The sequence below is a fragment of the Pseudarthrobacter cellobiosi genome (assembly GCF_023913755.1).
GTDB classification, from domain to species: Bacteria; Actinomycetota; Actinomycetes; order Actinomycetales; family Micrococcaceae; genus Arthrobacter; species Arthrobacter cellobiosi.
In genome coordinates this window covers 102,020-120,751 of record NZ_JAMXBJ010000042.1, presented here as the reverse complement: position 1 = coordinate 120,751, position 18,732 = coordinate 102,020, and the positions used below count along the sequence as shown (strand labels likewise).

The window sequence follows — 18,732 nt, the reverse complement described above, 5'->3', positions numbered from 1 at the left end:
CCGAGCTGAGTCGGTCTGGAAGGAGCTCGCTCTTGAATAATCGAGAGGCACATGTCAGACCGCCACCTCCAGCCGGTGTTCCCGCCACCACTGCGGATTCCGCAGGGCCGGTGCATCTCGTCGTCGTGGCCGAGTCCGACGCCGCAGACATTCTGGTCGCGGCGGCCGCACAGGCGCGCAGCGCCGGTGCCCGCCTGCTGATCGCTCTCGCCCGGCCCCGTTTGGGCTTCACAACCGACGCCGCCCTGGTCCGGTCCGTCATCGCACGCAGGCAACAGGAGGTGCTCCGATTGGAGCGCCTCGCGCACCAGGCCCTGGACCACACCGGAGTCACATTTGAAACTGTCCTGATGACCTACCGGGGCGGCGGCTCTGAGTCCGGGCGGACCCGTCGCATTGCCTCAGCAGTGAATCGCCTGGCCCTCGGCCGCGGGGCCATCGCCTGCCGGCAACCGGCGTTGTTGCGACCTCCGACAGCATGGAGAACCATCAGTGAGCCATGAAAAGTCGGTTGATGGACTGAATCCGGCACCGGGCAACAGCATCGTCGTAGGGCACGATGGATCTGACGGTGCAGATTATGCATTGGCCACGGCTCTTGGGCTCGCGGACGAGCTGCAGGTCGCTGTCGTCATCGTCCTCGTGCGGGCCTGGTCTCTCTCCACTGCCCCGCGGCCGCCCGATTGGGAGTTCGGGTACGTGTCGTCGTTTGATGAGTACGCAGCGGCCGTATATGAGGAGCTCGTGCAGGATGCACGCATCACCCTCGACAAATACCCCATGGTCCCCATTAGCTACAGAGCCGTTCACTCCAGCGCAGCCAAGAGCCTCATTGACATCTCACGAAACGCCCGCATGCTGGTTGTCGGATCGCGCGGTCACGGCGGTCTCGCCGGGATGTTGCTCGGCTCCGTAAGTGACCAGTGCGTCCGGCATGCGGCCTGCCCCGTCCTGGTGGTGCGTCCTCGGAGCTGAAGCCACGGCACTCGGGGCATCCATTGACTCCTTTGCATCGGTCCGGCGCGAGCGCCCGATCAGGGTCAGAATTTCTCCGGGCGCAAAACGTCGACGTCACTCACGAACAGAATCATGGCGTAGTCCTCGTAATAGTGCTCCTGAAGGTAGGCGGAAATTGCGCTGGCCGTCTCTTCGTCGCACACCACCTCAATGCGGATGTTACTGTTCGCCTCCCAGCCGGCACTGCGGACGCCCCGGTGGCCTTTGCCGCGGGCATCGGTGATGGTGTATCCGTGAGCATTGAGCCGGTCGATCTCACGGGTGAGAGTGGCCTCAAGGGCTGCTTCGGTGACGACGGTCAATAGCTTGCGTGTATGCCTTTGCATCGGTTTCATCCTTTCGCGAAAGTATGTGCCCACACGGCCAGTGCATGGTAGATCGGGATACCAAACAGTACATTGAACGGGAATGTGATCCCCAGCGAGGCTGCCAGCGACAGGGTGGGATTGGCCTCGGGTACGGAGATGCGCATGGCCGCCGGGACCGCGATGTACGAAGCACTCGCCGCCAGTGTCGCAAGAACGGCCGTACCGCCTATGGAGAGGCCCAGGACCCACCCTAGCCCGGTCCCCACCAGGGCGGAAAAGAGCGGCATGCCAATTCCAAAGGCCATCAGGAATGGCCCGTACCGGCGCAGGCTTCCTACCTGTGTCGCGGTGATCAGCCCCATCTCCAGAAGAAAAAGGGCCAGGATCCCCTTGAAGAGATCGAAGAACAACGGCTCGATCGACGACAGCCCGTCCGGCCCGGCTGCCCAGCCGATGAGCAGCCCGCCCAGTAGCAGCACAATGCTCTTGCCCAGGAAAACCTCGTGGGCGACCGACCTCCACCGGGTTTCGCGTGAGAGGCCCCGCGCGAGGACAATTCCCACAATGATGGCCGGCACTTCCAGGAGCACCAGAAGCAGGGGCATGTGCTCTTCGAACGCGATCTGGCGGCTGCCGAGATAGGCGACCACCACGGCATAGGTGCCTACGCTCACCGAGCCGTAGTGGGCGGCGAGGGAAGCTGCATCCGCGCGTTTGAAGCGGCCCAGGTAGCGCAGCACGGGGAAGGCCGCCAGTGAAAGGAAAAAGCCCAGCGCCACCACGGCCAGCATTTGCGGCAGCAGGCTGCCGAAAGGCTGCCTGGCCAGTTCGATACCGCCCTTGAGGCCGATGGCCAGCAACAGCACGATGCTAACGAACTCGTAGATCGCAGCCGGTAGCCGCAACTCCGAACGCAGCAGGCCCGCCGTGGCGCCAAGCAGGAAGAAAAGGATGATGGGATCGATCATGCGGTGACTCTCTTGTTCGTTTCCGGCTGTTGTGAAACCGGAGCGCGGTCAACGGCCCGTACCTGGCATCGTTTGGCTGTAATCCGTTCGACGCCACCGGTATGCCGGCAGTGCCATTAATACACGCTATATGATTCATGAGACAAACTTCATGTATTCTGGCACGTAACATCTGCGGTTGCGGGACGGCCACAGGGACTTTTCCACCTCATCGCGTGCACATGACAGGTGTGCTGTGAAAACGTCGGCATGGGGTGAGGAGAATTGCAGGAGCAGCAGCCGTCACCGGATGTGCCACTCATCCCGCAAACCTGCGGTTCCCAGTCGTTCCCCCTGGAGTGAAAGGTCAGTTGTGATCAGCACTGAGTCCGGCAATTCAACCCCGCCTTCCGTCTATTCCGGTGAACGGATTTCTCTGCTTACCCAGCATGGCAAGGAGCGGGTGATCGTCCCGGTGCTCGAGCGTGCGCTCGGCTGCCGGCTCGAACACGTCACGGGCTACGACACGGATCTGCTCGGTACTTTCACCCGCGAGGTCCCCCGCGCCGGCTCACAGCTCGAGGCTGCGCGCAAGAAGGCGCAGGTGGGCATGGAATTGTCGGGTTTGCCGCTGGGTATCGCCAACGAGGGCTCGTTTGGCCCGGATCCGGCCATGGGGATGTTCCCCTGGAACATCGAACTCATGATCTGGATCGACAGTGAGCGCGAACTGGAGGTCGTTGGAACAGCCGAAGGCAAGACGAACTTCTTCCACCTGCTGACCGCGGACTGGGCGGAGGCCCAAACGTTCGCCCGCGAATCGAAGTTCCCCGAACACCACCTGGTCGTTCGCCCGGACGGCGAGCACGACCCCCGCATGCATAAAGGAATCGCCGCCTGGCCCGAGCTGGAGCTCGCCTTTTCGAGGGCGCTGGCCCGATCGGCCAACGGCAAGGTTTTTCTCGAGACCGACATGCGCGCCAATGCCAATCCGACGCGCATGGAAACCATCCGTCTCGCGGCCGAAAACCTCGCACAGAAACTTCGCTCCAGATGTCCGTCCTGCGACACCCCGGGATTCTGGAAAGTGGAGCGAGTGGCAGGACTCCCGTGCACGGGCTGCGGCGAGCCAACGAGCGAGACCCGCGCCGAGATTCATGGATGCCTCACCTGCGGGCACCGCTCCACCCGCGACGTAACTGACCCACCACGCGCCGACCCGCGTTTTTGCAACTGCTGCAACCCCTAACACTGCCCATAACCTCGACGCGTCCCATTGCCCAACGCGTTCAGAGCGATACGTAGCTTCAAATCAACACCGGAGGAAAGATATGCAACCATCACATTTAGTGGACCTCAAGCCCCGCAGCCGGGTGGTTACCGACGGCATTCATGCGGCCCCCGCGCGTGGCATGCTCCGCGCTGTGGGTATGGGGGACGATGACTTCGCCAAACCCCAGATCGGCGTGGCAAGCTCCTGGAACGAAATCACTCCCTGCAACCTCTCCCTGAACCGTCTCGCCCAGAGCGCCAAGGAAGGTGTCTTCTCCGCCGGCGGGTTCCCGATGCAGTTCGGCACCATCTCCGTCTCGGACGGCATCTCCATGGGCCATGACGGCATGCACTTCTCCCTGGTCTCCCGCGAAGTCATTGCCGACTCCGTGGAAACCGTGATGCAGGCCGAGCGCATCGACGGCTCGGTCCTCCTGGCCGGCTGTGATAAGTCCCTGCCGGGCATGCTCATGGCAGCCGCCCGCCTGGACCTGGCCAGCGTGTTCGTCTATGCCGGTTCCATCATGCCGGGCTGGGTCAAGCTGGAGGACGGCTCAGAAAAGGAAGTCACCCTCATCGACGCCTTCGAGGCCGTGGGCGCCTGCGCCGCCGGCAAGATGAGCAGGGGTGACCTTGACCGCATCGAGCGCGCCATCTGCCCCGGCGAAGGCGCGTGCGGCGGCATGTACACCGCGAACACCATGGCCTGCGTCGGCGAGGCCCTGGGCATGTCCCTCCCCGGCTCCGCCGCCCCGCCCTCGGCAGACCGCCGTCGTGATCAGTTTGCGCGCAAGTCCGGCGAAGCCGTGGTCAACCTGCTGCGCCTCGGCATCACCGCCCGCGACATCATGACCAAAAAGGCCTTCGAGAACGCCATTGCTGTCACCATGGCCTTCGGCGGTTCCACGAACGCGGTCCTGCACCTGCTGGCCATCGCCCGCGAAGCTGAGGTTGAGCTGACGCTTGAGGACTTCAACCGCATCGGCGACAGGATCCCGCACCTGGGCGACCTGAAGCCGTTCGGCCGCTACGTCATGACCGACGTCGACAAGATCGGCGGCGTGCCGGTCATCATGCGCGCACTGCTCGACGCCGGCCTGTTGCACGGCGACTGCCTCACGGTCACCGGCAAGACCGTCGCCGAAAACCTCGCCGCGATCAACCCGCCGGACCTGGACGGCAAGATCCTCCGTGCCATGGACAACCCCATCCACAAAACCGGCGGCATCACCATCCTGCACGGCTCCATGGCGCCCGAAGGTGCTGTGGTCAAGAGCGCAGGCTTCGACGCCGACGTCTTCGAAGGCACCGCCCGCGTCTTCGAGCGCGAACAGGGCGCACTCGACGCGCTGGACAACGGCGCCATCCACAAGGGCGACGTGGTGGTCATCCGCTACGAAGGCCCCAAGGGCGGCCCCGGCATGCGCGAAATGCTCGCCATCACCGGCGCCATCAAGGGCGCAGGCCTCGGCAAGGACGTCCTTCTTCTCACGGACGGGCGCTTCTCGGGTGGCACCACGGGCCTGTGCATCGGCCACGTCGCCCCTGAAGCTGTCGACGGCGGCCCCATCGCCTTCGTCAAGGACGGGGACCGCATCCGTGTGGACATCGCAGCACGGACCTTCGACCTGCTGGTGGACGAAGCTGAGCTCGAGTCCCGCAAGATCGGCTGGGAGCCACTGCCGGCCAAGTTCACCAAGGGCGTGCTCGCAAAGTACGCCAAACTCGTGCACAGCGCCTCCACCGGCGCATACTGCGGGTAAAGCACTAGCACCCATTTACAGATCCACGGACGGTGACTACGTTGAGAATCACCCCAGCTGGAGACGCGTGCAGAGGACTTCTGAAATTCCGCGCAGACCACTTCGGAAAATGACATTGGCGGATTCCCGCAGCACGGGGCGCCTTCGGGTCCCTCGCAGGAATCGCCGCCATTCTCGATTCAAAGTGTTCTTGAAATCCTTCGTTTGTAAGAACGACGACGCACTACTACTCGGGTGCCAGCGGACTGATGGGTCTGGCGGGAAGGGTGAGTGGAACCAGGCTCAGCTGCGCCCGATTCAGGTCCTTGGCTTCGCCGGGGCGAAGGCGCGGCTCCTGATGTTTATCTGCTGTGTAGCGCAGATTACTGAACGGCAGCACGGACCGGCCATACGTTGAAGACGTCAGCAAAGAACTCTTCGATGGAAGGTCGCCATCATGGCTTCTGCACCAGCTCTTTCACATCACACCTCCGACACCGGCATCGGCCGGCGCGTTCTCGCCGGGGCCGCCGGGGGCATCGCCGGCGGCATCGTGTTCGGGATTCTCATGGCGATGATGGGCATGCTGCCCGTCATCGCGTCCATGGTCGGCTCCAACTCGGCCGTGGTCGGGTTCGGCGTCCATCTGATGATTTCGGTACTGATCGGGCTGGGCCTGACGGTCCTGTTCGGCAACCGGTTCCTAACCGCGTATGGCCGCGGCGCCCTCGTCGGGCTCGGTTACGGGCCCACGTGGTGGGTCCTTGGGCCGCTGATGATCATGCCGGTCATGGTGGGCATGCCCCTGTTCGCCATTGACCTCACCGCGCTGATGAGCCTGATGGGCCACCTGATCTATGGCGTTATTCTGGGACTGGTGGCGGTCCGCGTCCTCAAGAGCCGGGCATGACCGATACCTGCCGGGTCGATGTGGCGGCCACCGTCTCCGGGGACCTGCGACCGTGGGCCCCGCGGCAACGAGAGGCCGACCCGCTGATGGCAGGACCCGCTGACCCCTTCAGTTGTTTGAATGAAGTTGATCTGTTCGCTGACCTGAGCGCGCAGGAGATCGAGGCCATGGACCTCATGGCCCCGGCCCGGCTGTTCCGCCGCGGGGAACTGCTGTTCAGCCAAAGCCAGCCCGTCAAGGCCCTGTTCATCCTCAAATCCGGCCGGGTGCGCATTTTCCGGGTCGCCGAGGACGGCAAAGCCCTGACGATGGCCATCCTGGAACCGGGCGCGGTATTCGGAGAGATGATGCTCGTGGGCCAGCGGATGTATGACAACTACGCCGAGGCCATCGAAGACTCGGCGATCTGCCAGCTCAGCGTGGATGAAGTCAAACGGTTCCTGCTCTCGGATCCCCGCATCGCCATCCGCATCTCCCGGCTCCTGGGCGAACAGGTCGCCCGCCTCGAAGAGCGCCTGACCGACTTGGCGCTGCGGCCGCTGGCCGCTCAGGTGGCGTCCACCCTTCTCAAACTCGGTGACGCCGCGGGGCCGCCGCGCTTCGGGCAGGCCCGGACCATCCACCTGACCCACGAACAGCTCGCCGGTCTCCTGGGCGCCTCCCGGGAGGCCACCAGCAAGATCATGGGTGAGCTCACAGCCAAAAAAGCCATCCGCCAGGGCCGCGGGCGCATCGTCATCCAGGACCGCGACATCCTGCACAAAACCGCCCGGAGCACCTCATGATCACCGCCGCCTTCCACGGCCAGGTGATCGCCCGCTCAGAGCAAACAGTCTATCTGGAAGGCAACCACTACTTCCCCCGGGAATCCCTAGTGCCGGACGCGCTTGAAGACAGTTGGGTCCGGACCCTTTGTTTCTGGAAGGGTGTTGCCTTCTACCACCACGTCCGCGCAGGGGGCCACCGGTCACCGAACGCCGCTTGGTCCTATCCCCGGCCGACACCCCTGGCCCGGATGATCAAAGGCCACGTCGCCTTCGCTCCCGGCGGGGGCGTCATCGTCAGCGACGACCATCCCTGACCGTGCCCCTGCGCATCGGTTGGCTTCTTCCCCGCCCAAAGTTTTGTCCTGTCAATCAATCCAGAGATAAGTGAGTACCCGCATGCCACGCATTCCCGCCCACACCCTAGTCACAGCACCTGAAGCCTCCCAAGGGATCGCCCGGAAACTGGAGCAGAAAATGGGCAAGCTGCTGAACATCCACGCCGGCATGGCAGACTCCCCGGTCGTGATCGCCTCCTACGAGGGGATCTCCGCCGCCATCGCGGCACACGGCAGCTTCGACGCCCGCACCCGCGAAGCGATCGCCCTGGCCGTCGGAAACCAGAACGGCTGTGACTACTGTCAGGCCGCCCACACCCTCTCGGCACGCCGGGCAGGGCTGGACGATGAGCAGATCCTCGCGGTCCGCACCGGTGAAGTGGATTTCGACGACAAACTCGCAGCGATCACCGGTGTCGCCCGTGAAGCCGCGGCCCGGACCGGGAACGTCTCCGACGCGACCTGGCAGGCCGCCCTTGACGCCGGATGGAGCGCCGAGGAACTCTCCGAGGCGTTCGCCCACATCGCGGCAAACCTGTTCACCAACTACTTCAACCACTACGCCGGCACGGAACTGGACCTTCCCGCAGTCCCGGAACTCACCGCCTGAGACCCGTGGAAGGTGGAAGGAGCATCGGTCCCTTCACCCGGTCTGCGGTTTCACCTTTAACCAGCAGGGGGCGGCAGGGCGCGGCGGTTACCCGCAGCCGGCCCCCTCCGGACGGCGGCCACGGTCGTCGTCAGTGCGCTGCTGCCAGGGCCGCGGGAAGGTCGGTCAGGGCGGTAACTGTGAATTCAGGAGCCTCAAAGTAGCCCGGGTAGCTACCCCCGGTCCTGTTCAGCCACGCCGTGCGCAACCCGGCACGGGCGGCGCCGTGGATATCCCACGGATGCACGGCGACCAGCAGCATGCCGGCCGGGTCGGCCCCGGAAGCAGCGGCGGCATATTCATAGGAGGCCCGGGCAGGCTTCCATGCGGGAGCGCCTTCGACCGAAAGCAGCGACTCAAACGCATCCCGGATCCCGACCTCGCTGAACAATTGCTCGGCGATCCGGGCCGAGCCGTTGCTTAGCGTAATCAGCCGGAACCCTGCAGCGGCGAGGGCTCTAATCCCCTCGGGGACATCGGAATGTACCCCGAGGCCGGCCAGGCCGCCCATGACATGGTCGACCGCCGCATCAAGAGGGCGGTTAAGCTCCACCCCGGTCAGAAGTCCCCGGAGTGCGCCAGCCCCGAGGGCGGCGAACGATCCGTTGTCTCCGCTGGCCGCCAGCGCGAAGCCGTCACGCAGCAGCGTGGCGAACCAGAGTTTCGCCAGCTCAGCCGGCGCCCCGACCTCGCTGAAGCGTTCCCCCATGGGCGACATATCTGACAGGGTTTCGTTGACATCAAAGACAACGACTGAGATGGCGGTGCTCATGGATTCTCCTTGTGGTCGCGTGTAGGTCTCCGGTGCAAGTCTGCCGCCATCCGGAAAGAAAAGAGAGGGAACCACTGGCCCGACTAACCGGGGCGTATCGGGGCCCGGTGTTCCCGGAAGCTGTCAGCGCAGGTATTCCGCCAATTTCCTTGTCGAAAAACTGCTTGGGCCGCGCACCGATCCCGGACGCCCTGTTTTCGCCGTCCCCGACGAGGTAGATGGCACTTGGGAATTCAGTAGCGAAGAACTGGCATTGGCCTTGGCTCTCGTTAGAGGTAGCTGCAGATGCGTTCGGGGTCGCAGGCTGCGGGGTCCCCCGCGGCCGCGGCGTCATGAAATTCGGCGACGGTTGTCCGCAGCGCGGTGAGTTCTGCGATCCGGGCGTCGAGGTCGCGGAGCTGTTTGGCCAACAGATCCTTCACGTGGATGCAGGGGGCCTGGCCGATGTCCCGGACGGCGAGGATGTCTCCGATCTGGGCCAGGGTCAGCCCGGCGGTGCGGCCGCGGCGGATGAATTCGAGCCGGCTGACCGTCTCGTGGGGGTAGTCGCGGTATCCGTTCGGGGCCCTGTCGGCGGCCGGCAACAGGCCGCGGTCCTCGTAGAACCGCAGTGTCTTGGCCGTCATGCCGGCGGCTGCGGCGGTTTCGCCAATACGCATCATGTACCTCTTGTCCCGGGGTTTCCCTCTTAACCTTCCAGTTTAGTGGAAGGTAAGGAGCAGCTAAAGGATCGGTTACCAACCGGGCCGGGGAAAGCCCCATCTTTTCCAAGCGCATTAGGCCCGGGTGAGGGCTCCGCGGTTCCGGGCCGGTGGCGGATGGGTCTCTTGACCTTCCCCCATGGTGGAAGGTGCAGACTGGGGTCACACCCATACACGAGGCAACGTCGCGGGCATTCCGGGGGCGGCGCTGCTGTACGACTTTGGAGGATTTCATGTCTGAACAGACACCTGATTTTGATCTGGCCATCATCGGCTCCGGCGGCGGGGCGTTCGCGGCCGCGATCCGGGCGACCAACCTGGGCAAACGGGTCCTGATGATCGAGCGTTCCACCGTCGGCGGCACGTGCGTGAACACCGGCTGTGTTCCCTCCAAAGCGCTCCTCGCGGCGGCCGAGGCCCGGCATGTTGCCCTGGACGCGTCCGGCCGGTTCCCCGGCATCAGCACCTCCGTCGCCCCGGTCGACATGGCCGGGCTGATCGGCGGGAAGCGTTCCCTGGTGGAGACGATGCGTTCGGATAAGTACGTGGACCTGATCGCTGAGTACGGCTGGGAGCTGCGCCAGGGCGATGCCGTGTTCGCCGGCACCCAGAACGATCCGGTCCTGGAAATCACCGGACAGGACGGCGCTCCGGAATCGGTCCGGGCCGCGCACTATCTGGTGGCCACCGGCTCCGCCCCGTGGGCGCCACCGATCGAGGGTCTGGCGGACACGGAATACCTGACCTCAACCACGGCGATGGAACTCGAGGAGGTCCCTGACTCCCTGCTGGTCATCGGCGGCGGCTACGTGGCCCTGGAACAGGCCCAGCTCTTCGCCCGGCTCGGGTCCAAGGTCACCATGCTGGTCCGCTCCCGCCTGGCCTCCGCGGAGGAACCCGAGGCCTCCCACGCCCTGATGGGCGTCTTCGCCGACGAGGGTATCCGCGTGGTCCGCCGGACGGCCGTGTCTTCCGTGCGCACGGACCCGGCCACCGGCGGGATCATCGCGACGGCGGCCGTCTCCGGAGGGCAGGAGGAATTCCGGGCCACCAGGGTGCTGGTCGCCACCGGACGCCGGCCGGTCACCGAGGGCTTGAACCTGGGTGCGGTCGGCGTCAAGACCGGGGACGGCGGCGAGATCCTGGTCAACGGCCAGCTTGCCAGCTCCAACGACCGGATCTGGGCCGCCGGGGACGTGACCGGGCACCGCGAATTCGTCTACGTCGCAGCCGCCCACGGCTCCCTGATGGTGGAGAACGCGTTCAACAACGCCGGCCGCGAGGTGGACTACCGGCACCTGCCCCGGGTCACCTTCACCAGCCCGGCCCTGGCCGCGGTCGGGATGACGGACAAGGAAGCCAACGAGGCCGGCATCCGGTGCGAATGCAGGGTCCTGCCCCTGGAGTACGTGCCCCGGGCCCTGGTGAACCGGGACACCCGTGGCTTCATCAAGATGGTCGCCGACGCCGACACCGGACGGATCGTGGGAATCACCGCCGTCGCCAAGGACGGCGGAGACCTCGCGGCGGCCGGTGTTTATATCCTGGAAGCCGGGATGACAGTGGACCAGGTCGCGAACCTGTGGAGCCCCTACCTGACGATGGCCGAAGGGATCAAGATCGCCGCCCAGTCCTACACCACGGATGTCTCCAAACTCTCCTGCTGCGCCTCCTGACCGCCCTGCCCCTCCACGCGGATGAAGACCTCGGAGCACGACTTCATCGACCGTCAGACCTCACAGGAAACCGGCATCGTCCCCGCACCCTCGCTGCCCCTGCCTGGACGAGCAGTGCAGACGACTTCTGACATTCCGTGCAGACGTCTTCTGAAACTGACATCATGAATTTGCCTGGGTCTGAGCAGTGAAGCGAGCAGAACGGCTCCATGCTCTATCAGAGATGTTGCGCCGCAGCGGCGCGCGGGGGGTCTCCGCCGAACGGTTGGCGAGAGAGTTCGAGGTGTCCGTGCGCACAATCAAGAGAGACCTCGATGCGCTGGAGAACAGCGGTGCGCCTCTATGGTCGCGCCCAGGTCCGGGCGGTGGCTACGGATTGGCTATCGGCGCGTCCCTGCCACCCGTCAGCCTGTTTCCGGCGCAGGCTGTGGCGCTCATGGCGGCTGTGTCCGCTGCGTCTGATGCCCCCTACGCTGATCTGGCAGCAGCCGGTATCCAGAAGATCCTGGACGTCCTCGATCCCAGAACCCGAGCAAGAGCTGACGAGCTGGCCCGCCGTGTGTGGGTCAACGCGCTTCCCTCGTCCTCGCGCGCGATTAAGTCGGCACTGGAGGAGGCGATGGCCGAGCAGCGAGTAATCCGTATTCGCTACACATCGAGAGACGGGACCACGACCACCCGTGACGTCGAGCCCGTGCTGTTCGCCTCCACGAACGGCCAGTGGTACTTAATTGGATGGTGCCGAATGCGCGACGCAATGCGATGGTTTATCGTGTCGCGCATCGAGCAGGCCACCGTAACTAAGGCGGCCTGCAGCGGCCACACCATCCACGAGGTCGGAGAACCCCCAGCGAACGCCAGACCGGTACACGGTCGTGGCGAGTGAGCCACTCAATCAACGTCAGTCAGTACAGCTAGAGAACACCAACGTGGGCCATCTGTTCCCACCGGCTCGCTTTACCCACACCATACTGCCGGCCTTTCCAGCCAACAGGGACCCTGTTACGGAAGGATTCTCAGTACGCGAAGTAGGCCACGTGGCCGAGGCGCTCGAGCTGCCGATCACGTAGCGCCCATTCAACTGCGGAGTGTCGAACCGCGTCTGAGCTGGGGATTCGGCAAGGATTGGGGCTATGACCAAGAGAACTGTGCTTATCGGGGGACGCTTTTTTTGGCCTTTTGACGCTGGTGGCGGTGGGAACACAGCTGACAGTTCATTTGGGCATGGGCTACGACGTCTGGAACTTCTTCAGCTACTTCACTAATCTGTCCAACATCTTCGCTGCGTTGGTGCTTCTCATCAGCGGCTACAGGGTGCTGATCCGCAAACGCCCCAGCGAAATCGACGACGTCACGCGCGGCACGGCAACCATCGCCATGGCCGTGGTGGGACTCGTGTTCGGTGCACTGCTCGCCGGGGAAGATCTCGGCTCGCTGCTGCCGTGGGTCAACTTCGTGGTGCATTACCTGATCCCGGTGGTCATGGTGGTGGACTGGCTCTTCCAACCGCCGCGGGCCACGCTCACGGTCAAGCACATCTGGTACTGGCTGCTCTACCCCGTCGGCTACCTGGTCTACAGCCTGGTCCGCGGGGCCTTAGTGAAGTGGTACGCGTACTGGTTCGTCGACCCCGCACGGGCAGGTGGCTGGGGCGGGGTGGCGGTGTTTGCCCTCGCCATTTCCGTCGGCTTCCTAGTAGTGAGCCTGGCGATGCTGTGGCTCGGCAACAAGCTCAAGCGGCAGGTGGATTACTGAGCCCTGATCCACAGATCCGTGGTTGGTCCTCAATCGAGGAGGTGCAGCTGTTCGGGGGTGTCGAGGTCTTCGCCGCCGGAGAGGTCACTGCAATCGATGAGGTCTATCAGTTCGGGATGGGCCTGGAGGAAATAGCGGGCCCCGGCGTCGCCCGTTGCCGTTTCCGCGGCCTCAGCGCGGAGGGTGGAATCCAGAAGCAGCGGATGTCCCCGCCGGAGTTTTCCTTCGGGGCCACGGTAGGCGGCGGCCGTCACCCGGCCTGGTCGGTGGGATGCCAGCAACCGGGCGACGGTCTCGGTGGTCAGGCCGGGCTGGTCCACCAGCGCAATGAGCACATGGTCCTCCGGGGCTGCTGCGGCGACTCCCGCCCGGAACGAACTGCCCATTCCACTGGCCCAGTCCGGGTTGTCGATGACCCGGTGCCGGCTGAGATCGGTGGCGGCGCGGACCGTTCCCGCGTCCGCGCCGAGCACCGTCACCACCTCCCGGCAGCCGCCGTCGAGCAGCACGTCGGCCAGGACTTCAACGAGCGTACGGCCCTGGAACCGGAGCAATGCCTTGGGACCGAGCCCCAGCCGCGTCCCGGCACCGGCGGCAAGCAGCACCGCCGTCGTGCGTTGTTCGTCCAGGTCAGCCATCGCCCCAGCCTATCCAGCCACGTGACAGTTGACGGCAATGTTCCAGGGGAACACTGCCGTCAACTGTTGTATGGATGAGCGGGTCAGGCGTCGCCTCCGGTGCCGCCGGTGGTCCCAGCGTTGACGTCCAGCAGCTTGTAGCGGTCCAGCGCGTAGGCGGGCACGCCGCCGTCCACCTCGCCGCGTGAGGCCAGCAGCTGCAGGGTCTTCACCACAATCGAGTGGGTGTCGTTCTTGAAGAAGCGGCGGGCTGCTGCGCGGGTGTCGGAGAAGCCGAAGCCGTCTGCTCCGAGCGAGGCGAACTGGTGCGGGAGGAACTGGCGGATCTGGTCCGGGACGGCCTTCATGTAGTCGGTCACCGCAACCACGGGCCCCTGCGCATCGGCGAGCTGCTGCGTGACGAACGGTACGCGGGCGGGCTGGCCCGGGTTCAGGAAGGCCTCTTCCTCGGCGGCGAGCCCGTCGCGGCGCAGTTCGTTCCAGGACGTGACGGACCAGACGTCGGCGGAGACGCCCCAGTCCTCGGCGAGGATCCGCTGGGCATCCAAAGCCCACGGGACGGAGACGCCAGAGGCCAGGATCTGGCTCTTGGGCCCTTCCATGCCCGACGCCGACACCCGGTAGATGCCTTTCAGCACACCGTTGACGTCGAGGTTCTCAGGTTCGGCCGGCTGGGAGATCGGCTCGTTGTACACCGTGATGTAGTACATCAGGTTTTTATCGGATGCAGGTCCGGTTCCTTCGCCGCTTGCGGCCGGACCGTACATGCGCTCGATGCCGTCCCGGATGATGTGGCCCATCTCGTACCCGTACGCGGGGTCGTAAGTGAGGACGGCCGGGTTGGTCGAGGCCAGGATCGGGGAGTGGCCGTCGGCGTGCTGGAGGCCTTCGCCGGTCAGGGTGGTGCGCCCGGCGGTGGCGCCGATGATGAAGCCGCGGGTCATCTGGTCCGCGGCGGCCCAGAAGGCGTCGCCGGTGCGCTGGAAGCCGAACATGGAGTAGAACACGTAGACCGGGATCAGCGGTACGCCGTGGGTGGTGTAGGCGGTGCCGGCGGCGGTGAACGCCGCGACCGCGCCTGCTTCGTTGATGCCGGGGTGGATCAGCTGGCCCTGGGCCGATTCCTTGTAGGCCAGGACCAGGTCCCGGTCCACGGAGAGATAGGCCTGGCCGTCCGGGTTGTAGATCTTGGCCGTGGGGAAGAACGCATCCATGCCGAAGGTTCGGGACTCATCCGGAACGATGGGGACAATGCGGTGCCCGAACTTCTTATCCCTGAGCAGGTCCTTGAGCAGGCGCACGAAGGTCATGGTGGTGGCCGCCTGCTGCTTCCCGGAACCGCGCTTGGCAACCTCGTAGGTCTTGGCGTCCGGCAGCTCCACCGGCGAGTGGTCCGGCCGGCGTTCGGGGACGAAACCGCCCAGGGCGCGGCGGCGTTCCATAAGGTACTGGATCTCGGGGGAGTCCATGCCGGGGTGGTAGTACGGGGGCCGGTAGAGGTCCGCGTCGAGCTGTTCGTCCGTGATGGGGATCCGGAGGTGGTCGCGGAACTTCTTCAGGTTATCGAGGGTGAGCTTTTTCATCTGGTGGGTCGCGTTGCGGCCCTCGAAATGGGGTCCGAGTCCGTAGCCCTTGACCGTTTTGGCCAGGATCACGGTGGGCTTGCCCTTGAACTCGGTGGCAGCCTTATAGGCGGCGTAGACCTTGTGGTAGTCGTGGCCGCCGCGCTTGAGGTTCCAGATCTCGTCATCGGAGAGGTCCGCGACCATGTCCTTGGTCTGCGGGGTCTTACCGAAGAAGTGCTCGCGGACGAACCCGCCGGACTCTGCCTTGTAGGTCTGGTAGTCACCGTCCGGGGTCTCGTTCATGATCTTCACGAGCGAGCCGTCGGCGTCCTTGGTGAGCAGGTCATCCCACTCCCGGCCCCAGACGACCTTGATGACGTTCCAGCCCGCGCCGCGGAAGAACGCTTCGAGTTCCTGCATGATCTTGCCGTTGCCGCGGACGGGACCGTCCAGGCGCTGGAGATTGCAATTGATGACGAAGTTCAGGTTGTCGAGCTTGTCGTTCGCGGCGAGCTGGAGCAGGCCGCGGGACTCGGGCTCGTCCATTTCGCCGTCGCCCAGGAATGCCCAGACCTGCTGGTCCGAGGTGTCCTTGAGGCCGCGGTTGTGCAGGTACCGGTTGGACTGGGCCTGGTAGATCGCGTTCATCGGACCGATGCCCATCGAGACCGTGGGGAACTCCCAGAACTTCGGCATCAGGCGCGGGTGGGGGTAGGAGGAGAGGGCGTGGCCTTCCTTGGACTTTTCCTGCCGGAATCCGTCCAGGTCCTCCTCGGCGAGCCGGCCTTCCATGAACGCGCGGGCGTACATGCCGGGGGAGGCATGGCCCTGGAAGAAGACCTGGTCACCGCCGCCGGGGTGGTCCTTGCCGCGGAAGAAGTGGTTGAAGCCCACCTCGTACAGGGTGGCGGCACCGGCGTAGGTGGAGATGTGCCCGCCTACGCCAATATCGGCGCGCTGCGCCCGGTGGACCATGATGGCGGCGTTCCAGCGCATGTACGCCCGGTACTTTTGTTCGATCTCTTCGTCCCCCGGGAACGCCGTTTCCTGGTCCACCGGGATGGTGTTCACGTAGTCCGTGGTGGTCACCATCGGCACGCCCACGCTCTGCGCGCCGGCGCGCTGGAGCAGGCTCCGCATGATGTATTGGGCACGCTCGGTGCCCTGTTCCTGAATCAGGGCATCCAGGGACTCCAGCCATTCGGCGGTCTCTTCCGGATCACGATCAGGCAGCTGGTTTGTCAACCCGCTGAGGATATGGGAGGTCTCTTCTCCTGCAGCCACGTCCAGCCTCTTTTCATCGTTGAATAGTTGGCTCAAGTTTTCATTGTGTGAGAAAACTTTATTGCATCTCGAGATTATCTAGGCGACCATCCGCGCGTCAAGGCGAGCGGACGGTCACATTTGGCTGCTAACGGAGCCACCAGCAACGCGGGGTCAGATACGGCCCATTAAGACGCCTAGAATCGGCTGTATCTGACCCCGCGTTGCTTTTTCAGGAAGAGGTAAGGAGCCTGCCCCAGCGCGGGTCCAGCAGCGGTGCGCCCGCCATCTTGAGGCAATGCCACAGCGTGACGGCCACGGAGTCCAGGACCGGTACACCGGTTCGCTCCTCCACTTCGGCCGTGATGTTGGCACCGTACAGGTTGGTGCACAGGTAGATCAGAGCATCCGGATTCGAGGCTGCGAGTTCCAGCGAGCCCGGCAGCATCTCGGCATCGGTCACCGAGGCGAAGGACTCGTTGTCGCTCAGGTCCAGGTGCCGGTGGTCGATGGTCTTGACGCCAGCCTGCGCGTAGGACTCGATCACGGCCTCGTTGACGTCCCCGGTGTATGGAGTGAACAGCCCGATGCGTTCGGTGCCGAAGGACTTGAACGCCTCCATGTACGCCAGGGTGGACGTGGTGGCCGGGATGCCCGTGGCGTCCGTGATTCCCTGCACGAGCCGGCGGTCATGGTCGGCGCCGAGCCAGGATCCGGAGGTTCCGTTCCAGGCGATGACGTCCACGTCCGACGTTGCGAGCAGTTCCGCGGCGGCGTGCATCCCGGCGGCGTCGAACTGCTTGTCCGAGGAATCATCCAGCGCGATGCGGGTGACATTGATGCGGGTGAAGTGCAGCGTGACGTCGCGGCGGTCACCCAGGATGCGGTAGCTCTGCGGCTCCAGGCACGTGTTGGAGGAGGGCACGATCATGCCGATGCGGATGGGGCGGTTGGCGGAAGGCATGGGGCTCCTAGGCAGAAATCGTGACGGTGGCGGGCGCTGCAGGGGTCAGCGGGGACAGGGCATCGCGGTGTTCGGTGAAGCCGTTGCGGGCCACGAAGCGGCCCACGGGGCCGGGATCCTGGAACCCGGCGTCGTCCACCACCACGCGTCCGGCGGAGACGACGACGGCCGGCCAGCCGTGCAGGGTCTTCCCCTCGAAGGGCGAGAAGTCAGTGCCCATGTGCAGTGCACCGCCGTTGACGACGCGCTCCGTAGCGGGATCGAAGACGATCAGATCGGCGTCGAACCCTTCCACGATGGCGCCCTTGCGCGGCAGGGCATTGATCCGGGCAGGACCCGCGGAGAAGACCTCCACGAAGTCCTCCACAGAGCCGCCGGCCGAGGAAAGCGCCGTGAAGGTCACCGGCATGCGGGTCTCGACGCCGGGCAGGCCGTGCGGCATGAAGCGGACGTCGTCCGTGCGCTCGCGTTTCTGCGAGAGGTCGTAGCAGGAGTGGTCCGAGGCTACGGTGTGGATGGCCCCGGCTGCGAGGCGTTCCTTGAGGGCGGCCACGGTTTCGGCGATGCGCATGGGCGGGCAGCAGGCGTACCACTCAGGGAACGTGCTGCTGTAGACGGTGTCATCCAGGCTCAGGTAGTGCGGGCATGTTTCGGAGTAGGCTTCCTGGCCGCGGCTGCGGGCATCGGAGACCAGGTCCACGGCTCCGGGAGTCGACTGGTGCACGAAGTAGACCGGCGCCCCGGTGTATTCGGCCATGGCGAGGGTTTCCTTGACGGAGATTTCCTCGGCCAGCTCGGGGCGGGTCCGGTGCAGGTGCTCGATGGCGATGCGTCCGTCCGCGGCGTGCTGCTCAGTGCAGTCGGCAATGATGGGGTCGTGCTCGGCATGAATGTATGTGAGGCCGTCCAGGCGGACCATTTCGCGCATAACCTTGAGGATGGTGTCGCCGTCGGCCATGGTGGAGCCGCGGTTGGTGGTGTACATCTTCACGGAGCGCACACCCTCCGCGGCGAGCTGCTCCAGCTGCCACGGCACGGTCTCGTCCCAGCTGACCACGGAGCCGTGCAGTGCCACGTCGCAGCGCGATTCGGCGGCCAGGCGCTTCTTGTTCAGGACGGCGTCCAAGGGGGTTTCCTGGGCGTCGCGCGGTATGCCGAAATCGATGATGGTGGTGGTGCCGCCCCACAGCGCTGCCGTGGAAGTGGTGCGGTAGTCGTCCAGGGTGCGGAAGCGGCCGGTCACCTGGGCCACGTGGCAGTGGCCATCCACGCCGCCGGGAATCACCAGCTGGCCGCTTGCGTCCACGGTGCGTGTTGCTGCGGGCACGGGTTCGGAGGCGTCGAGCAGCTGCACGATGCGGCCGTCCCGGACCACAATATGGGCCTGTTGGCGGCCAAAGCTGTTGACCACGGTGCCGTGGGCGACGACGAGATCTGGGGTGTGGGACATC

Annotated in this window: 19 protein-coding genes; 11 read left to right on the top strand and 8 right to left on the bottom strand. The window is 64.9% G+C overall.

Translation table 11 applies throughout. The features are described from left to right. The first annotated feature begins 32 nt into the window (after positions 1-32). On the top strand, positions 33-503 hold the full coding sequence (locus tag NG696_RS09380; protein WP_252575258.1) for a hypothetical protein: 471 nt from the start codon (positions 33-35) through the stop codon (positions 501-503). Continuing rightward, complete coding sequence (locus NG696_RS09375; protein WP_252568373.1) at positions 493-975, top strand: universal stress protein; 483 nt, start codon at positions 493-495, stop codon at positions 973-975. The genes NG696_RS09380 and NG696_RS09375 overlap by 11 nt, the downstream gene beginning before the upstream one ends. Positions 976-1,040: 65 nt before the next feature. Here the strand turns inward: NG696_RS09375 and NG696_RS09370 are convergent, their stop codons facing one another. Together NG696_RS09370 and NG696_RS09365 are read right to left on the bottom strand one after the other, a co-directional pair. Next, positions 1,041-1,343, bottom strand: coding sequence for a P-II family nitrogen regulator (locus NG696_RS09370; protein WP_069952889.1), 303 nt, complete (start codon positions 1,341-1,343; stop codon positions 1,041-1,043). Positions 1,344-1,348: 5 nt separating this feature from the next. Beyond that, complete coding sequence (locus tag NG696_RS09365) at positions 1,349-2,293, bottom strand: sodium-dependent bicarbonate transport family permease (protein WP_069952888.1); 945 nt, start codon at positions 2,291-2,293, stop codon at positions 1,349-1,351. Between the two features lie 352 nt (positions 2,294-2,645). Between NG696_RS09365 and NG696_RS09360 the strand changes: the two genes are divergently transcribed. The 6 genes from NG696_RS09360 (at position 2,646) to NG696_RS09335 (ending at position 7,908) form a co-directional block, all read left to right on the top strand. Further along, a complete protein-coding gene (locus tag NG696_RS09360; protein ID WP_252568372.1) occupies positions 2,646-3,521 on the top strand; it encodes a DUF6671 family protein in 876 nt (291 codons plus the stop codon). Between the two features lie 82 nt (positions 3,522-3,603). Beyond that, positions 3,604-5,307 carry a dihydroxy-acid dehydratase gene (gene ilvD / locus NG696_RS09355; RefSeq protein WP_069952887.1) on the top strand — a complete coding sequence of 568 codons (1,704 nt, stop codon included), beginning with the start codon at positions 3,604-3,606 and terminating at the stop codon, positions 5,305-5,307. A 436-nt stretch (positions 5,308-5,743) separates the two neighbouring features. Further along, positions 5,744-6,196: a hypothetical protein gene (locus NG696_RS09350; RefSeq protein ID WP_252575257.1), complete on the top strand. Its 453-nt coding sequence runs from the start codon at positions 5,744-5,746 to the stop codon at positions 6,194-6,196. Beyond that, entirely contained in the window at positions 6,193-6,981 is a 789-nt protein-coding gene (locus NG696_RS09345; RefSeq protein WP_252575256.1) for a Crp/Fnr family transcriptional regulator, read from the top strand. Before NG696_RS09350 ends, NG696_RS09345 begins: the two co-directional genes overlap by 4 nt. After that, complete coding sequence (locus NG696_RS09340; protein WP_252570540.1) at positions 6,978-7,277, top strand: DUF427 domain-containing protein; 300 nt, start codon at positions 6,978-6,980, stop codon at positions 7,275-7,277. Before NG696_RS09345 ends, NG696_RS09340 begins: the two co-directional genes overlap by 4 nt. Before the next feature lie 82 nt (positions 7,278-7,359). Further along, positions 7,360-7,908 carry a carboxymuconolactone decarboxylase family protein gene (locus NG696_RS09335; RefSeq protein ID WP_104060623.1) on the top strand — a complete coding sequence of 183 codons (549 nt, stop codon included), beginning with the start codon at positions 7,360-7,362 and terminating at the stop codon, positions 7,906-7,908. 130 nt (positions 7,909-8,038) lie between these two features. On the opposite strand, the gene NG696_RS09330 is transcribed toward NG696_RS09335, so the two are convergent. After that, a complete protein-coding gene (locus NG696_RS09330) occupies positions 8,039-8,719 on the bottom strand; it encodes a haloacid dehalogenase type II (RefSeq protein WP_252570536.1) in 681 nt (226 codons plus the stop codon). A 269-nt stretch (positions 8,720-8,988) separates the two neighbouring features. Further along, a complete protein-coding gene (locus NG696_RS09325) occupies positions 8,989-9,378 on the bottom strand; it encodes a heavy metal-responsive transcriptional regulator (RefSeq protein ID WP_252570607.1) in 390 nt (129 codons plus the stop codon). A 275-nt stretch (positions 9,379-9,653) separates the two neighbouring features. On the opposite strand from NG696_RS09325, the gene merA reads away from it, so the two are divergent. From merA to NG696_RS09310, 3 genes are all read left to right on the top strand, one after another. After that, on the top strand, positions 9,654-11,096 hold the full coding sequence (gene merA, locus NG696_RS09320; RefSeq protein ID WP_252575255.1) for a mercury(II) reductase: 1,443 nt from the start codon (positions 9,654-9,656) through the stop codon (positions 11,094-11,096). Between the two features lie 187 nt (positions 11,097-11,283). Beyond that, the gene (locus NG696_RS09315) at positions 11,284-11,982 is read left to right on the top strand and encodes a helix-turn-helix transcriptional regulator (protein WP_308291958.1); all 699 of its coding nucleotides are present in this window, start codon (positions 11,284-11,286) and stop codon (positions 11,980-11,982) included. 308 nt (positions 11,983-12,290) lie between these two features. Then, positions 12,291-12,851: a Pr6Pr family membrane protein gene (locus NG696_RS09310; protein ID WP_252575254.1), complete on the top strand. Its 561-nt coding sequence runs from the start codon at positions 12,291-12,293 to the stop codon at positions 12,849-12,851. A gap of 29 nt (positions 12,852-12,880) precedes the next feature. On the opposite strand, the gene nboR is transcribed toward NG696_RS09310, so the two are convergent. The 4 genes from nboR to NG696_RS09290 form a co-directional block, all read right to left on the bottom strand. Continuing rightward, positions 12,881-13,489: a nicotine blue oxidoreductase gene (gene nboR, locus NG696_RS09305; protein ID WP_252575253.1), complete on the bottom strand. Its 609-nt coding sequence runs from the start codon at positions 13,487-13,489 to the stop codon at positions 12,881-12,883. 83 nt (positions 13,490-13,572) lie between these two features. After that, positions 13,573-16,338, bottom strand: a complete 2,766-nt coding sequence (aceE, locus tag NG696_RS09300; protein WP_252575279.1) for a pyruvate dehydrogenase (acetyl-transferring), homodimeric type — start codon at positions 16,336-16,338, stop codon at positions 13,573-13,575. A 211-nt stretch (positions 16,339-16,549) separates the two neighbouring features. Next, on the bottom strand, positions 16,550-17,281 hold the full coding sequence (locus NG696_RS09295) for a maleate cis-trans isomerase family protein (protein ID WP_252575252.1): 732 nt from the start codon (positions 17,279-17,281) through the stop codon (positions 16,550-16,552). 7 nt (positions 17,282-17,288) lie between these two features. Next, positions 17,289-18,731 carry an amidohydrolase family protein gene (locus NG696_RS09290; RefSeq protein WP_252575251.1) on the bottom strand — a complete coding sequence of 481 codons (1,443 nt, stop codon included), beginning with the start codon at positions 18,729-18,731 and terminating at the stop codon, positions 17,289-17,291. Position 18,732: the final 1 nt, after the last annotated feature.

What these genes read in the sequence shown, in the direction of transcription:
- NG696_RS09325 (WP_252570607.1), bottom strand. Translation starts at nt 9,378, where the DNA reads ATGCGTATTGGCGAAACCGCCGCAGCCGCCGGCATGACGGCCAAGACA.
- NG696_RS09365 (WP_069952888.1), bottom strand. Translation starts at nt 2,293, where the DNA reads ATGATCGATCCCATCATCCTTTTCTTCCTGCTTGGCGCCACGGCGGGC.
- ilvD (WP_069952887.1), top strand. Translation starts at nt 3,604, where the DNA reads ATGCAACCATCACATTTAGTGGACCTCAAGCCCCGCAGCCGGGTGGTT.
- NG696_RS09295 (WP_252575252.1), bottom strand. Translation starts at nt 17,281, where the DNA reads ATGCCTTCCGCCAACCGCCCCATCCGCATCGGCATGATCGTGCCCTCC.
- NG696_RS09345 (WP_252575256.1), top strand. Translation starts at nt 6,193, where the DNA reads ATGACCGATACCTGCCGGGTCGATGTGGCGGCCACCGTCTCCGGGGAC.
- NG696_RS09335 (WP_104060623.1), top strand. Translation starts at nt 7,360, where the DNA reads ATGCCACGCATTCCCGCCCACACCCTAGTCACAGCACCTGAAGCCTCC.
- NG696_RS09350 (WP_252575257.1), top strand. Translation starts at nt 5,744, where the DNA reads ATGGCTTCTGCACCAGCTCTTTCACATCACACCTCCGACACCGGCATC.
- merA (WP_252575255.1), top strand. Translation starts at nt 9,654, where the DNA reads ATGTCTGAACAGACACCTGATTTTGATCTGGCCATCATCGGCTCCGGC.
- NG696_RS09370 (WP_069952889.1), bottom strand. Translation starts at nt 1,343, where the DNA reads ATGCAAAGGCATACACGCAAGCTATTGACCGTCGTCACCGAAGCAGCC.
- NG696_RS09340 (WP_252570540.1), top strand. Translation starts at nt 6,978, where the DNA reads ATGATCACCGCCGCCTTCCACGGCCAGGTGATCGCCCGCTCAGAGCAA.
- NG696_RS09290 (WP_252575251.1), bottom strand. Translation starts at nt 18,731, where the DNA reads ATGTCCCACACCCCAGATCTCGTCGTCGCCCACGGCACCGTGGTCAAC.
- nboR (WP_252575253.1), bottom strand. Translation starts at nt 13,489, where the DNA reads ATGGCTGACCTGGACGAACAACGCACGACGGCGGTGCTGCTTGCCGCC.
- NG696_RS09330 (WP_252570536.1), bottom strand. Translation starts at nt 8,719, where the DNA reads ATGAGCACCGCCATCTCAGTCGTTGTCTTTGATGTCAACGAAACCCTG.